The 15,326-nt window shown below is 65.2% G+C and carries 13 protein-coding genes and 1 riboswitch; of the genes, 6 read left to right on the top strand and 7 right to left on the bottom strand.

The genetic code is table 11. From position 1 onward, the window contains the following. Position 1: 1 nt before the first annotated feature. The 5 genes from Q0030_RS12100 to Q0030_RS12080 all read left to right on the top strand — a co-directional run bounded on the left by Q0030_RS12100 (position 2) and on the right by Q0030_RS12080 (position 6,527). Positions 2-1,006, top strand: coding sequence for an ABC transporter ATP-binding protein (locus Q0030_RS12100; RefSeq protein WP_298366889.1), 1,005 nt, complete (start codon positions 2-4; stop codon positions 1,004-1,006). Then, positions 1,003-2,037: an oligopeptide/dipeptide ABC transporter ATP-binding protein gene (locus tag Q0030_RS12095; protein WP_298366887.1), complete on the top strand. Its 1,035-nt coding sequence runs from the start codon at positions 1,003-1,005 to the stop codon at positions 2,035-2,037. Before Q0030_RS12100 ends, Q0030_RS12095 begins: the two co-directional genes overlap by 4 nt. Positions 2,038-2,093: 56 nt before the next feature. Beyond that, complete coding sequence (locus Q0030_RS12090) at positions 2,094-3,584, top strand: ABC transporter substrate-binding protein (RefSeq protein WP_298366884.1); 1,491 nt, start codon at positions 2,094-2,096, stop codon at positions 3,582-3,584. A gap of 448 nt (positions 3,585-4,032) precedes the next feature. After that, on the top strand, positions 4,033-5,742 hold the full coding sequence (locus Q0030_RS12085) for a PQQ-binding-like beta-propeller repeat protein (protein WP_298366883.1): 1,710 nt from the start codon (positions 4,033-4,035) through the stop codon (positions 5,740-5,742). Positions 5,743-5,960: 218 nt separating this feature from the next. Next, positions 5,961-6,527 carry a c-type cytochrome gene (locus tag Q0030_RS12080; protein WP_298366881.1) on the top strand — a complete coding sequence of 189 codons (567 nt, stop codon included), beginning with the start codon at positions 5,961-5,963 and terminating at the stop codon, positions 6,525-6,527. Between the two features lie 132 nt (positions 6,528-6,659). Here Q0030_RS12080 and glyA read toward each other — a convergent pair whose 3' ends face one another. The 3 genes from glyA to bla all read right to left on the bottom strand — a co-directional run bounded on the left by glyA (position 6,660) and on the right by bla (position 10,090). Further along, complete coding sequence (gene glyA / locus Q0030_RS12075) at positions 6,660-7,937, bottom strand: serine hydroxymethyltransferase (protein ID WP_298366878.1); 1,278 nt, start codon at positions 7,935-7,937, stop codon at positions 6,660-6,662. Positions 7,938-7,971: 34 nt separating this feature from the next. Next, positions 7,972-8,057, bottom strand: a riboswitch (ZMP/ZTP riboswitch). A gap of 83 nt (positions 8,058-8,140) precedes the next feature. Then, entirely contained in the window at positions 8,141-9,055 is a 915-nt protein-coding gene (locus Q0030_RS12070) for an ankyrin repeat domain-containing protein (protein ID WP_298366876.1), read from the bottom strand. 135 nt (positions 9,056-9,190) lie between these two features. Next, on the bottom strand, positions 9,191-10,090 hold the full coding sequence (gene bla / locus Q0030_RS12065) for a class A beta-lactamase (protein ID WP_298366874.1): 900 nt from the start codon (positions 10,088-10,090) through the stop codon (positions 9,191-9,193). A 99-nt stretch (positions 10,091-10,189) separates the two neighbouring features. Between bla and Q0030_RS12060 the strand changes: the two genes are divergently transcribed. Further along, complete coding sequence (locus Q0030_RS12060; RefSeq protein WP_298366872.1) at positions 10,190-11,152, top strand: LysR family transcriptional regulator; 963 nt, start codon at positions 10,190-10,192, stop codon at positions 11,150-11,152. Positions 11,153-11,340: 188 nt separating this feature from the next. Here Q0030_RS12060 and Q0030_RS12055 read toward each other — a convergent pair whose 3' ends face one another. The 4 genes from Q0030_RS12055 to Q0030_RS12040 are packed head-to-tail and all read right to left on the bottom strand — an operon-like array spanning position 11,341 to position 15,122. Beyond that, positions 11,341-12,309, bottom strand: a complete 969-nt coding sequence (locus Q0030_RS12055) for a dipeptide ABC transporter ATP-binding protein (protein WP_298366871.1) — start codon at positions 12,307-12,309, stop codon at positions 11,341-11,343. Beyond that, entirely contained in the window at positions 12,306-13,286 is a 981-nt protein-coding gene (locus tag Q0030_RS12050; protein WP_298367311.1) for an ABC transporter ATP-binding protein, read from the bottom strand. Before Q0030_RS12050 ends, Q0030_RS12055 begins: the two co-directional genes overlap by 4 nt. Continuing rightward, complete coding sequence (locus Q0030_RS12045) at positions 13,283-14,200, bottom strand: ABC transporter permease (RefSeq protein ID WP_298366870.1); 918 nt, start codon at positions 14,198-14,200, stop codon at positions 13,283-13,285. The genes Q0030_RS12050 and Q0030_RS12045 overlap by 4 nt, the downstream gene beginning before the upstream one ends. Continuing rightward, positions 14,166-15,122 carry an ABC transporter permease gene (locus Q0030_RS12040; protein WP_298366868.1) on the bottom strand — a complete coding sequence of 319 codons (957 nt, stop codon included), beginning with the start codon at positions 15,120-15,122 and terminating at the stop codon, positions 14,166-14,168. Before Q0030_RS12040 ends, Q0030_RS12045 begins: the two co-directional genes overlap by 35 nt. Positions 15,123-15,326: the final 204 nt, after the last annotated feature.

Raw genomic sequence — 15,326 nt, 5'->3', positions numbered from 1 at the left:
CATGGCTGACACAGGTGCGCCGCTGATCGAGGTGAAGGACCTGGGCGTCCGGCTCAACACCAGCCGCGGCCCGGCCCAGGCGGTCCGCGGCGTCAGCTTCGCGCTTCGCCGCGGCGAGACGCTCGGGCTGGTCGGCGAATCCGGCTGCGGCAAGTCGGTCACGGCACTGGCCCTGATGGGGCTGCTGCCCGATAGCGCCGTGATCAGCGGCAGCATCCGGCTCGATGGCGCGGAGCTCGTCGGCCTGCCGGATGCGGCCTATTGTAAGCTGCGCGGCAACCGCATCAGCATGATCTTCCAGGAGCCGATGACCGCGCTCAATCCGATGCACACGATCGGGCACCAGGTCGCCGAGCCGCTGCGGCGTCATACCGGTGTCTCGGCGGCCGAGGCGCGCGGCGAAGCGATTGCCTTGCTCGATCGCGTCGGGCTGCCGGATGCGGCGAAGCGGGTCGATGCCTATCCGCACCAGTTTTCCGGTGGCCAGCGCCAGCGCATCACGATCGCGATGGCGCTGGCCTGCCAGCCCGATGTGCTGATCGCCGACGAGCCGACCACGGCGCTCGACGTCACGATCCAGGGCCAGATCCTCGATCTGATCGCCGATCTCGTCGCGGAGCGCGGCATGTCGATGATCCTGATCTCGCACGATCTCGGCGTGATCGCCGAGAATGTCGAGCGCATGATGGTGATGTATGGCGGCACCGTCGTCGAAAGCGGCGCCACGGATGCCGTGTTCACGCGGATGGGCCATCCCTATACGCAGGGCCTGTTCCGCGCCCGGCCGCGGCTCGGCGCACGCAAGGGCACGCGGCTCAAGACCATCGCCGGCACGGTGCCGGAGCTGGCTGACCTGCCCGCGGGTTGCACCTTCGCCGACCGTTGCGCGATCGTCGAGGCGCGTTGCCGCGCGGCGCTGCCGGCTGTGGTCGATGTCGGCGCGGCGCATGGCGTGCGCTGCATCAGGACCGACGTCTCGATGGCCGCCGGAGGCGTCGGCACATGACGGTGCTTGATCAGCCCCAGCCCGACCCCGCGACGCCGTTGCTCGAGGTGACAGACCTCGCGCAACGTTACACCCTGCCGCGTGAAAGCCTGTTCAAGCCCGCAGCGCAAGTGCACGCGCTCAATGGCGTCACGGTGCGAGTGATGCCGGGCAAGAGCCTCGGCGTCGTCGGCGAGTCCGGGTCGGGCAAATCGACCTTTGCGCGACTGGTGATGGCGCTGGAGCGGCCGTCATCGGGCACGGTGTCGTTGCTGGGCCGCGACCTCAACCGGATGCCGCCGGACGAGCTGCGCCGCGCGCGCCGCGATTTCCAGATGGTATTCCAGGATCCCTACGGCTCGCTCGATCCGCGACAGACCATCGCGCGCATCGTGGCCGAGCCGCTGACTGCGCTCGGGCGGATCGATCGCGGCAGCCTGCGCGAGCGCGTCGCCACGGTGCTGCGGCAGGTCGGGTTGCGCGATGCCGACATGGACAAGTTCCCGCACGAATTCTCCGGCGGTCAGCGTCAGCGCATTGCGATTGCGCGCGCGCTGATCACCCAGCCGAAGCTGATCGTCGCCGACGAGCCGGTCTCGGCGCTCGACGTCTCCGTGCAGGCGCAGGTGCTCAATCTGATGCAGGATCTGCAGGACGAATTCGGGCTCAGCTACATCCTGATCAGCCATGATCTCGCGGTGGTCGATCTGCTCTGCGACGAGATCGCGGTGATGTATCTCGGGCGGATCGTCGAGCAGGGGCGTCCCGCCGATCTGTTCGCCCACAGCGCCCATCCCTACACGCGCGCGCTGCTCGATGCGGTTCCGCGGGCGCGGGCCGGTGGCGTTCGGCGGCGCCGCGGCGCGCAGGCGATCGGCTCGCAGGCGTCGGCTGTGGCCGGCTGTCCCTACGCGCCGCGCTGCCCTCTCGCCGACCAGCATTGTCGCGAGACCGCGCCTGCGCTACGCAACGTGGGAGACGCCCATCTGGCGGCCTGCCATTACGCCGAAGCCGTGATGGCGCTGCCGCCAGTGGTCGCCGAGGCCGGTTAGTCTTTTGTGTGAGGTTGACCTAGGCTGGTCAAAGAGCACGTCCGGGGAGCAGACCAATGTTGAGGAAATTGTGCGTCATTGCGGCCACTGCCGCGCTCGCCGCAGCGCCGCTGCCGAGCCTCGCGCAGGGCAAGAAGGACAGCGTCGTGATGGGCATGACGCTGGAGCCGCCGGGACTCGATCCCACCAACGCGGCGGCCGCGGCGATCGCCGAAGTCACGCTCTACAACGTCTACGAGACGCTGACCAAGATCAACGAGGACGGCTCGGTGTCGCCGCTGCTCGCCGAGAGCTGGCAAGCCTCGCCGGATCTCAGGACCTACACCTTCAAGCTCCGCAGGGGCGTCAAATTCCACAACGGCGAGCCGTTCGATTCCGCGGCGGTCAAGTTCACGTTCGACCGTGCCGCGGCGCCGACCTCGACCAACAAGGACAGGAGCCTGTACCAGGCGTTCGCGTCGGTGACGGCGCCCGATCCGGAGACGATCGTCGTTGCGTTGAAGTATTCCGAGCCGAACCTGCCGTTTCTGCTCGGCCAGGCATCGGGCTCGATCGTCGAGCCGAAGAGCGCGCCGACCGATGTGACCCAACCGGTCGGCACCGGACCCTACACGCTCGGCAGCTGGGCCAAGGGCTCGTCGATCACGCTGGTCAAATGGCCGGAGTACCGCAACGCCACCGCGATCAAGCTCGCCAAGGTGACGATCCGCTTCGTCGGCGATCCCGCCGCGCAGGTCGCGGCGCTGTTGTCGGGCGACGTCGACGCGTTTCCACGGGTTGCGGCGGCGCGCAGCTTGGCGCAGTTCAAGGCCGATCCGCGCTTCAATGTGCTGATCGGCGGCTCGCGAACAAAAACCATCGTCGGCATCAACGAGCGCAAGAAGCCGCTCGACGACGTCCGGGTTCGCCGCGCCATCCTGGCCGCGATCGACCGCAAGGCGATGATCGACGGCGCGGTCGACGGCTTCGGCACGCCGATCGGCAGCTTCTACACGCCGGGATCGCTCGGCTATGTCGATACCACCGGCATCAACCCCTACGATCCTGAACTCGCCAAAAAGCTGCTGGCCGAGGCCGGCGTCAAGACGCCGCTCGAGCTCAGCCTGAAACTGCCGCCGCCGTCCTACGCGCGGCAGGGCGGCGAGGTCCTCGCGGCTCAGCTCGCAAAGGTCGGCATCGTTGCCAAGATCGAGAACGTCGAATGGGCGCAGTGGCTGTCGCAGGTCTTCACCGGCCCGCACAATTACGACCTCACCATCGTCGCGCATGTCGAGCCGTTCGACCTCGTGAAGATGACCGAGCCGGATTACTATCTCGGCTACAAGTCCGAGGCGTTCAACGCGCTCTATCAGCAGATCATGGCGACGCCTGACGAGGCCGGCCGGGCAAAGCTGCTCGGCGACGCGCAGCGGATGCTGGCAACCGATGCGGTCGCCGGCTTCCTGTTCCAGCCGCAATTGATCACGATCGCCAGCAAGAAGCTGAAGGGCGTGTGGAAGGACGTGCCGCAGTTCGAAAATGATTTCTCGACCTTGTCTTGGGAGTAATTTTTGGGAGTAACTCGGAAGTAACCCGGGAGCAGGTGTTCGCGCCGGCCAAGACCAATGGCCTCAGCCGGCGCCGCACCTCGTGCGCCGCCGTCGCTTGACGCTTAGTCTCATTTTGCGTGCTGCGCCTGCGAAGGCGAATGCGTCCGGCGATGCGCGAAGGCGTCGGAAGCCACCGATATTGCTCAGGTTGATGCAAGCCCGCGGTCGCAGCACTTCGGGCGCGCGAACGCATGCGGTTCCGGCTTCGCATTGAGCGCATCGGTTGTCTTTGTGAACGACAGCGCTAACATGGAACCCGTCCATCGATACCTGTCGTTGTCTTTTTTTGATCATCTATTGCAGCGCAACCAAAGCCACCACGGTGCGCGCTCGCTACGCCAGGCCTCGAGGGGGAAGTAGCAAACACCATCCCTGATACTGCAACCAAGAAATAACGGGGGAGACTATGTACGTGAAAGGGCTTGCGGCATTCGCCGCAGCGATCGGCGTTGGCCTGTTGTCCGGTGCTGCCATCGCACAAGAAGTCAAGCAGGAGAAGCAGTCGGTCCTGGGGAACGCCAATGTGCCTCCGGTGACCCAGGAGCAGCTCAACGCCGCCGACAAGAACGCCAAGGACTTCCTGCTCACCAATGGAAATTACGCCCAGACGCGGTTTTATCCGGGCAAGCAGATCAGCCGGGACAATGTGAAGAACCTGCACGTTGCCTGGATTTTCCAGACCGACGTCAAGGAGTCGCTCGAGACATCGCCGATCGTGGTTGACGGCGTGATGTATGTCACGACGTCGTTCAGCCACGTCTATGCGCTCGACGCCAAGACCGGCCAGCAGCTCTGGCACTACGCCCACAAGATGGGGCCGATCACGATCTATTGCTGCGGTCCCAACAATCGCGGCGTCCAGGTGCTCGGCGACCGGGTCTATCTGGCGACGCTGGATTCCAAGCTGATGGCGCTGAACGCCAAGACCGGCGAGGTGGTCTGGACCACCAACATCGCCGATCCCGAACTCGGCTACAGCGAGACGATGGCGCCGACCGTGGTCAAGGACAAGGTGCTGATCGGCACCAATGGCGGCGAATACGGCATCCGCGGTTTCGTGCGTGCCTATGACGCCAAGACCGGCAAGCAGCTCTGGAATTTCAACACCATTCCGGAGAACTCCGTCGGGGTCTGGGCGACCAAGGACGCCACCGGCCGCGACATGCATCGCAATATCCAGGCCGAGAAGGACATGCTCGCCAAGATCGGCGATCCCTATGCCAAGCTCGGTGGCGGCGTATGGCAGAATCCGTCGGTCGATCTCGCGACCAACCGGATCTACTTCGTCGTCGGCAATCCGTCGCCCGACCTCGACGGCTCGAACCGGCCCGGCGACAACCTCTACACCAACTCGCTGGTCTCGCTCGATCTCGATACCGGCAAGTATGTCTGCCACTTCCAGTACATCGCCCATGACGTCTGGGATCTCGACGCGGTCAGCCCGACGGTGCTGGTCAACGTCAAGGACAAGGACGGCAAGACGATTCCCGGCGTCATCCATGCCGGCAAGACCGGGCACATCTATGTGCACGATCGCAAGGACTGCAGCCTGATCCGCTTCTCCGAGGCGATGGTGCCGCAGGAGAACATGTGGGTGCTGCCGACCAAGGAAGGTGCGCGCATGCTGCCCGGCGCCAATGGCGGCGTCGAATGGTCGCCGATCGCGACCGATCCGGGACAGGAGCTGGCTTACGCCATCAATCTGCACCAGCCGATGACCTACCACGTCGAAAACTCGGCCTATCCGAACGGCAAGCTGTGGCTGGGCGGCGCCTTCAAGGTGATCCCGAGCGAGAAGCAGTCGGGCAACATCACCGCGGTGAACTACAACACCGGCAAGATCAAGTGGCAGGTCAAGACACCCGAGCCGATGATCGGTGGCATCCTCGCCACGGCCGGAGGCCTCGTGTTCACCGGCGAAGGCAACGGCAAGTTCGCGGCCTATAATTCGTCGAGTGGCAAGGAGCTGTGGAGCTTCCGCGCCGGCGCCGGCGTCAACGCGCCGCCGTCGAGCTACATGATCGGCGGCAAGCAATATGTCGTGGTCGGCGCGGGTGGTAACACCCAAATCGATTACAAGCGTGGCAACAACATCATCGCCTTCACGCTCGACTGAGCCGGGGCGGGATGCATAATCGCGCGTGCAAGCATTGACGGCGAGGCGGGACCGGTCCGGTCCCGCCTCCGCTTTGTTTGGATGAAAGTTCTAACCGCGTCATTGCGAGCGAAGCGAAGCAATCCATCGTGTCGCTTATGCGGAAGCATGGATTGCTTCGTCGCTATCGCTCCTCGCAATGACGAAGGTGGACGGATACTGCGCCTCAGGATGAGCAGATGCTTGGTAAATTATTGATCTGCGGCGCCGCGCTGCTGCTGATGGCGGGGCAGGCGCGCGCGGAGACGATCGAGGACAAGGTGCAGGTCTGCACCGGTTGCCACGGGGAGAACGGCAAGCCCGTCGACAAGACCATTCCGACGATCTGGGGCCAGCAGGCCGGCTATCTCTACATCCAGCTGCGCGATTTCAAGCGCGGCGATCGCAAGAGCGAGATCATGCAGCCGATCGCGACCGAGTTCGAGCGCGACGACATGTTGGCGATCGCGGAATATTTCTCGCAGAAGCCATGGCCGGACCTCGGCCAGCCGCGCGCGCCCAAGGACGTCGCAGCGAAGGCGCTCAGTGCCAGCGCTTCGGTCGGCTGCCCGGCCTGCCATCTCGATCGCTTCCAGGGCGACGGCACGGTGCCACGGCTCGCCGGGATGGGACGTGATTATCTCGCCAAAACCATCGCCGATTTCCGCACCCGCGCGCGCGGCAACAATCCCGGCATGTCCGACCTGATGCTGGCGACGTCGCCCGACGACCTTGCCGCGCTGGTGGAGTATCTGGCGGGGCTGTAGCGGCCGGCAGGTTGACCTTCAGCGAGCGCCGGGCTGTCGCATATGCGTTTTTGGCGGTCGAGGTTGGGTGCCGGCGCCCGACCTCGTTCTGTACGTCTGCGCGCCAAGTTGCGGTTGCTGGTGTAGAGCCGATCAGTTCGGTCGAGACCTGGACACCACGCCTGGAACAGGAAAGGCTCGGCACATCTCGATGCACTCCGACCTGAGACGCGCAAGGACCGCATCGTCTCCGTTCGCCTGCAGAGCCCCCGCAATGAACTCGCCGATACGGCGCATTTCGGAATCTCCCATGCCACGCGTGGTCGCTGCCGGTGTCCCAAGGCGAATACCGCTTGGCCTGAGCGGCGGACGCGGATCGTCTGGAATAACTTGCTTGTTTGTGGTGATGGCGATGGCATCGAGCACGTCCTCGGCTGCTCGCCCGTCCAGTCCGATGGACGCTATCGTATCGACGACCATCATGTGATTGTCCGTCCCGTCCGTGACCAGCTTCATCCCGCGTTCCATCAGCGCGCCGGCAAGAACCTTCGCGTTGCGCAGAACCTGCCGCGCGTAAACCTGGAAATCCGAGGTCGCCGCCTTCTTGAGCGTCACAGCAGTCCCGGCCACGACGTTCATATGAGGTCCGCCCTGCAACCCGGGAAAGACGGAAGCATCGATCCGACCGGCATTTTCCTTTCGGCACAGGATGATCCCGCCGCGGGGGCCGCGCAGTGTCTTGTGGGATGTCGTCGTCATGACGTCGAAGCCGGCATCAAGCGGATTGCGCATGACATTCGCGGCAACCAATCCGCCATAGTGGCTCACGTCAGCCATCGTGAGCGCGCCAACTTCATCGGCGATATTCTTGAACGCCACATAGTCCAGGTCGCGCGGATAGGAGCTGTAGCCGCACAACACCATCTTCGGACGCGCCTCACGCGCAATCGCGCGCAATTCATCGAAATCTATCGCGCCGTTTGACGGTGCCGTCTTGTAGCGAATGAAGTTGAACAAACGCCCCATGTGGGACACCGGCGCGCCGTGGGTGAGATGACCGCCGTGGGACAGGTCCATGGCGAGAATAGTGTCGCCGGGCTGCAATAGGCCGAGATAGACGGCCTGATTCATCGGTGATCCGGAAAGCGGCTGAACGTTGGCGTGCTCGGCACGAAAAAGCGAGCAGGCCCGCTGGCGTGCGAGGTTCTCGACGTCGTCCGTATACTGCTGGCCGCCGTAGTATCTGCGTCCCGGATATCCCTCGGAGTATTTATTGGTGAAGACCGATCCGAGCAGTTCAAGCACCTCCGGGTAGGTGTAATTCTCGGACGGAATCAGTTCTACGCCGTCCTGTTGACGGCGCTCTTCCCCCATAAGGGCGGCGGCGATCTCTTGATCGTTGATGGACAGTTCGTTGCGAAATGACGGCATGCTCGGGCTCCTCAACACGCTGTTTTTCCAGCAGATTGGTTGCCCAGGCGATCGGCGTTGGAACCCTTCGCGCTTCCCCGTGGTCGATTCCACGTTAGCTCGCCAGTCGCGCGATAGGACGAATGAGCACGGAGACTCTTCGTAAGGGAGAATTTAGCCGACCTGCGGACCTTCCGCAACTAATGAGTCCATCGCGTCAAGCTTCAGCGCGGCGTCAGTTCCTCGCGCAGCGCCGAGAGGATGGTGAGGTCGGCGGCGTGCCTGCCGGCCTTGTCGGCCAGCGCCGCGTTGGCGCCATGGGCGAGTAGCGCTTTCGCGATCGCCGGGTGGTTGCCCTCGGCGGCGATCATCAGCGCCGTGCGTCCGCGGGCGTCGCGTTCGTCGACCCTGGCGCCTGCGTCCAGCAGATGCGAGACGACCTCGAGCGCCTGCGCCTCCGGCACGGTCTCATCCGGTCCGGCCGCCCACATCAGCAGCGTCAGATCGTTGGCGTAGCGCGCATTGATGTCGATATCGAGCGCGAGCAGCTGTTTGACGATGCCGAACTGACCGCCGGCGGCGGCGTACACGACCGGCGGCTTGCCGGTGTCGTCAGCCCTGCGGCCGTCGGCGCCGTGCGCCAGCAGCATGCGCACCACCATGTCCCGGCCGGCATAGGCGGCGGCCGCGACCGCCGAGGCGCCGCTGCGCCCGGTGAGATTGACGTCGGCGCCCCGGTCGATCAGGCGCTGCACGATCGCGACATGGCCGCGCTCGGCGGCGAGATACAGTGCGGTCGATCCCGCGAGGTTGCGGGCATCGACCGGCGCGCCACGGGCTAGCAGCAGATCGACCATGTCGAGATGGCCGGAGCGGGCGGCGTGGCTCAGCGGCCTTGCGCCCAGCCGATCCCGTGCGTCGACCGAGGCGCCGCCATTGAGCAGCTCGGTGGCAAGATTGATGCAATCGGCATTGGCGGCCGCGAACAAGGTCAGCGAAATCTCGACCGCGCTGAGTTGCGCCTTGTCGGTTTCGTATTTGCGGATCAGCTCGCGGCACCGTGCCGGATCGGTCGCCGCGAGGCTGCTGTGAACGTGGCTTGCAACAAACAGCGCGGCGAGGGCGATGCGGCGATACAAGACGTGTCCTCCATATGGCCTGCTATCAGCATCGCCATTCGGATGGAGCGTCGCATGATCCTTCGTTGCTGCCAAGCCGCGCAGCGCTGTCGTGCCGCGCAGCGATGGGATGCCGCGCGGCGTTGTCCTGCCGCTCTAGCCGGACTGCCCGGTGCTCGCATTCGCAACGGCGCGCGCGACATTGGCGATCACCTCGTTGCACTTCTCCATGGGAGCACTTGCCCCGGTCAGGTAGACCGTCACCACGATCGGCTTGCGGCCGGGCGGCCAGAACACCCCGATATCGTTATAGGTGCCGCGATCGCCGCTGCCGGTTTTGTCGCCAACCCGCCAATCCCGCGGCACGCCGGCGCGCAGCCTCGTGTCGCCGGTCTTGTTGGCGACCATCCAGTCGACGAGTTTCTGGCGCGAGGCGGGCTGCAGGACGTCGCCGAGCACCACGCGCTGCAGGCTCTTCAGCATCGCGACCGGGCTCGTGGTGTCGCGCGGATCGCCCGGCACGGCTTCATTCAGCGCCACCTCCCAGCGATCGAGCCGGCTGACATTGTCGCCAATGGTGCGGAAGAAGCTGGTGAAGCCGGCAGGCCCGCCGATCTCGCGCAGCATCAGGTTGGCGGCGGTATTGTCGCTTAGGGTGATGGCGGCCTCGCAGAGTTCGGATAGCGTCATGCTCGATCCGACGTGTTGCTTGGCCACGGGCGCGTAGGCCAAGATATCCTTGGCCTCAACCTGCACGCGCTGGTCGAGGCTTGATTCGCCGCGGTCGACCCGGTGCAGCACCGCGGCCGAGGCCAGCGCCTTGAAGGTGCTGCACATCGGGAACCGCTCGTCACCGCGTCGGCTCGCGCGCAATCCCGTCTCCATGTCGAGCGCGGCGACGCCGAGCCGGCCGCTGGTCGCGAGCTCAATGCGTGCAAACTCCTCCTGCAGCCGCTGCGCCGGCCCGCCTGGTCCCGCCGCTGCACCTTGCCGCGGCAGGGTGCAGGAAACCGCAAGGCCCAGCGCGCGCAATCCAAATGTCCGTCTCGTCAGCATCTCTCGTCTCCGTTGGCGGCGCGAACCTGCCGGGCGGCGTGACGAAGCACAAACAATCATTTATACAACGAGACATGAGAAAAACTTGGTCATGACGCCGTGCGCCGGCATCTCCCGCTGAACGCATTACGTGCCTTCGAGGCCTCCGCGCGGCTGTTGAGCTTCACCCGCGCGGGGCTGGAGCTGCGCGTGACGCAGACCGCGATCAGCCATCAGGTCAAGCAGCTCGAGGAGTTGCTCGGTGCGAGCCTGTTCCGCCGCCTGCCGCGCGGGCTTGTGCTCACCGACGAGGGGCTGGCGCTGCTGCCGGTGCTGACCGACGCGCTCGACCGGATCGGCGCCGCGATCGACCGCATCGAGGCCAAGGGCACGCGCGAGGTTGTCACCGTCGGCTGCGTCGCCACATTTGCGACCGGATGGCTGCTGCAACGGGTCGACGGCTTCAAGCGCGCGCATCCCTATATCGACCTGCGTCTGCTCACCAACAACAACCGCGTCGACATTGCTGGCGACGGGCTCGACCTCGCGCTGCGCTTCGGCGACGGCTCGTGGCATGGTACCGAGGCGATCCACCTGCTGTCCGCACCGCTCTCGCCGGTGTGCTGCGCTGACGTCGCGGGCCGGCTGCGCAAGCCGTCCGATCTCGCGCAGGAGTTCCTGCTGCGCTCCTACCGCGCCGAGGAATGGCCGCTGTGGTTTGCGGTCGCCGGCGCGCCGTGTCCAAAGATCCAAGGACCGATCTTCGACAGTTCGGTGGCGATGGCCGAGGCGGCTGCGCGAGGCGTCGGCGTCGGCCTGGTGCCGATCGCAATGTTCAACAATGAGTTGGCGTCCGGCCGGCTGCTGCGGCCGTTCGCAGCCGAGGTGCCGGCGGGGTCCTATTGGCTGACCTGGCTGAAGTCGCGGGAAGTGACGCCCGGCATGCGCGCCTTCCGCGACTGGTTGCTCGACACGCTACGGACGGAGACGAGTGAGGCGGAGGACGCTGTAGCGCCTGCACCGCGGCGGAAGATCAAGGCAAGGGCCAGACCGAAGCCACGGACCAAGACCAAGCGGCGTTAACTTGTGACGACGTGATTCCAATTATCGTTGCCACCATTTCTGAATTATCGAATAATGCCGCTGATTTGCCCGACATGTCAAGTACCGTGTCGAACGCCCGCAGCTGCCGGCTACTTTGCATGGGGTTGTTTTCGATATTTTTGGCGGTGCGCCCCCGCGACGGCTGGCTATCGCATCTGGCGCGCCACCTACGCCAGATGGCACGCCACAAAGTGCCCGTTGCTGCCTTCGCGCAGCTCCGGCGCGGTCTGGCGGCAGCGCTCTTCGGCGATCGGGCAGCGGGTGTGGAAGTGGCAGCCCTTCGGCGGGTTCATCGGGCTCGGCACGTCGCCCTTCAGGCGGATGCGCAGCTTTTTCGCCTTGGGATCGGCCACCGGCACCGCGGAGAGCAGCGCCTTGGTGTAGGGATGCTGCGGGTTGCGATAGAGATCGCTGGCCTTGGCGAGCTCGACGATGCGGCCGAGATACATCACGGCGACGCGGTCGGAGATGTGTTCGACCACAGAGAGGTCGTGGGCCACGAACAGGTAGGTGAGGTTCAGCTCGGCCTGCAGATCCTCCAGCAGGTTGATGACCTGGGCCTGGATCGAGACGTCGAGCGCCGAGACCGGCTCGTCGCACACGATCAGCTTCGGCTCCAAGGTCAGCGCGCGGGCGATCGCGATGCGCTGGCGCTGGCCGCCGGAGAATTCATGCGGATAGCGCCGCATGTGCTCGGCCTTCAGCCCGACCTTGACCAAAAGGCGCGCGACGCGGTCCTCGCGCTCGCTGGCCGAGGTCACGAGATTATGGATGATGAAGGGCTCGGCGAGGATCGCGCCGACCGTCATGCGCGGATTGAGCGAGGCGAACGGGTCCTGGAAGACGAGCTGCATGTTGCGCCGCATGGCGCGCAGATCGCCGCCGCCGAGCCCGATCACGTTCTGGCCGTCGAACACGATCTCGCCCGAGGTCGGCTCGATCAGCCGCAGCACGCAGCGCCCGGTGGTCGATTTGCCGCAACCGGATTCGCCGACCAGTCCCAGCGTCTCACCGCGGTTGACCGCAAACGACACGCCATCGACCGCGTAGACCTGGCCGACCTCGCGCGACAAGAGGCCGCCGAGCACCGGAAAGTGCTTCTTCAGATTGCTGACGCGCAGCAGCGGTTCGCTCATGACGCGTCTCCGAGGTGGCAGGCCATGCGATGGCCGGGCGCGATCTCGCGCAGCCGCGGCTCCTGCTCGGTGCAGATGCTCATGGCGTGTTTGCAGCGGGAAGCAAACCGGCAACCGGGCGGCGGGTTGATCAGGATCGGCACCGAGCCGCCGATCGCTTCCAGCCGGGTCTTGTGCGCGGCGTCGAGATCGATGCGCGGGATCGAACGGATCAGGCCCTGGGTGTAGGGATGGCTCGGATTGCCGAACAATTCGTCGACCGGCGCCTCTTCCACCACCTTGCCGGCATACATCACGACGACGCGCTGCGCGGTCTCCGCGACCACGCCCATCGCATGGGTGATCAGCATCACCGCCATGCCGAGGCGTTCCTTCATGTCCTGCAGGAGGTCGAGGATCTGCGCCTGGATGGTGACGTCGAGCGCGGTGGTCGGCTCGTCCGCGATCACGAGCTTGGGCCGGCAGGCCAGCGCCATCGCGATCATCACACGCTGGCGCATGCCGCCGGAGAACTGGTGCGGATAGTGATGCACGCGGCCCGCGGCATTGGGGATTTGCACCAGCTTCAGCATCTCGACGGTGCGCTCGAGCGCCTGCTTCCTGGTCACCGCCTCGTGGCGGCGCAGGCTCTCGGCGATCTGCTCGCCGATCGTCAGCACCGGGTTGAGCGAGGTCATCGGCTCCTGAAAGATGAAGCCGATCTCCTTGGCCCTAATGTCGTCGAGCTCGTGGCTAGTCAGCGGCGCCAGATCGCGGCCCTCGAACATGATCTCGCCGGCGACGATCTTGCCCGGCGGCATCGCGATCAATTTCAGGATCGACATCGCGGTGACGGTCTTGCCGCAGCCGGATTCGCCGACCACGCAGAGCGTCTCGCCGCGGTTGATGCTGATGTCGACGCCATCGACCGCCTGGACGATGCCGTCGTCGGTGGTGAAATGGGTTTTCAGGCCCTTGATGTCGAGCAGCGCCATCAGATCACCTTGCGGGCGTCGAGCGCGTCGCGCAGCCCGTCGCCGATGAAGTTGATGGCGACCACCGCGATGAAGATCGCGCCGCCCGGAAACAACGCCCAGTGCGGCCCGATGTCGAGAAAGTCCTTGGCGTCATAGAGGATGCGGCCCCAGGTCGGCGTGTCGGGCGGAAAGCCCAGGCCGAGGAACGAAAGCGTCGATTCCGCGATGATCGCGGCGGCGACATCGATCGTGCCGGCGATGATCACGGGTCCGAGCGCATTGGGCAGGATGTGGCGCACCACTTGCCGCGTCGGGCTCGCGCCCAGCGCGCGCGCCGCCTCGACGAATTCCTTTTCGCGCAGCGACAGGAACTGGGCGCGCACCAGGCGGGCGACCGGCATCCAGCGCAGGCCGCCGATCACAAGCACGATCAGGATGAAGATGCCGCCCTCCGGGCCGAACATGGCCTTGAGCCCGTCGCGGAACAAATAGATCAGCATCAAGAGCAGCGGCAGTTGCGGCAGCGACAGGAACAGGTCGGTCAGCCACATCAGCGCATAGCCGAGCGGGCCGCGCGACATGCCGGCGAGCGCACCGATCAGCGTGCCGACGAACACCGAGACCAGCATCGCGGCGAGGCCGACCGCGAGCGAGATGCGGCCGCCATAGATCATGCGGGCGAGCAGGTCCTGGCCGAGATCGTCGGTGCCGAACGGATGCGCCAGCGAGGGTCCCTGCAGGCCCGCCACCACGTCGATGTCGCTGATCGAGACGCGCCAGATGAACGGGCCGATCACCACGGCCGCGATCAGCAGCAGCAGCAGCACGGCGCTGAGCACGGCGGGCCTGTGCCGGCGGTAGCGCCGCCAGGTTTCGCGCCAGGGCGAGTAGCCGCGCCGCTCAGCGGAAGGAGATGCGAGGGTCAAGCCAGCCATAGAGGACATCTGCAATCAGGTTGAAGAGCACCACGAGACACGCGAACACGAAGGTCACGGCCATCACGACCGGCGTATCGTTGGCGAGGATGGAGGAAATCAGGAGCGAGCCGATGCCGGGAATCCGGAATATCTGCTCGGTGACGATGGCGCCGCCGAACACCGCAGGCATCTGCAGTGCGATCAGCGTGACGACCGGGATCATCGCATTGCGCATCACATGCTTGACGATCACCTTGGCCTGCCCGAGCCCCTTGGCGCGTGCCGTGGTGACATAGTCGAGCCGGATCACATCGAGCATCGCCGAGCGCACGAAGCGGGTCATCGACGCCGCCTGGAACAGGCCGAGCACCATCACCGGCATGATGGCCTGCCGGATCATTTCCAGCAGCCAGGGAATGCCGCTGCCGGGCACGTCGGTGTAGACGAAGGGCAGCCAGTCGAGCTTCACCGAGAACACCAGGATGAACAGGATGCCGGTGAAGAAGGTCGGCAGCGAGAAGCCGATGAAGGCGAAGGTGTTGGCGAGCTGGTCGAACAGCGAATAGGGCCGAGTCGCGGCATAGACGCCGACCGGGATTGCGATCAAGAGCGCCAAGAGCTGCGCCGAGCCGATCACGTAGAGCGTGGTCGGCAGCCGTTGCAGGATCAGCGTGTCGACATTGATCCGGCTGACAAAGGAGAAGCCCCAGTCGCCCTGCGCCATCGCCGATAGCCAGTGCAGGTAGCGCAGATAGATCGGGTCGTCGAGGCCGAACTTGGCGCGCAGCGCGGCCTGCACCTCGGGCGGCACGTTCGGATTGGTCGCGAGCTCGCTGAACGGATCGCCCGGCGCGAGCGCCAGCACGACGAACAGCACGAGCGAGATCCCGAGCAGGCTCGGGATCGCGATCATCAGACGGCGCAGGATATATTGGCTCATCGGGAGATCATCTAACTAACGCTCGCACCTTGAGCACGTTGATCTTGCTTCCAGTCGAAAGGCGAGCTTCACCTCGCCCCGCGTGCGGGGAGAGGTCGGAATTCAAGCGCAGCTTGAATTCCGGGTGAGGGGGATGCTCTACGAACTCACCTTCCAACGCATTTGCGGACAGAGCCCTCACCCCCGACCCGCTTCCCGTAAGAG

It is taken from the genome of uncultured Bradyrhizobium sp. (genome assembly GCF_947648125.1).
Lineage (GTDB): Bacteria > Pseudomonadota > Alphaproteobacteria > Rhizobiales > Xanthobacteraceae > Bradyrhizobium.
This window is presented reverse-complemented; position numbering and strand designations above follow the sequence as displayed.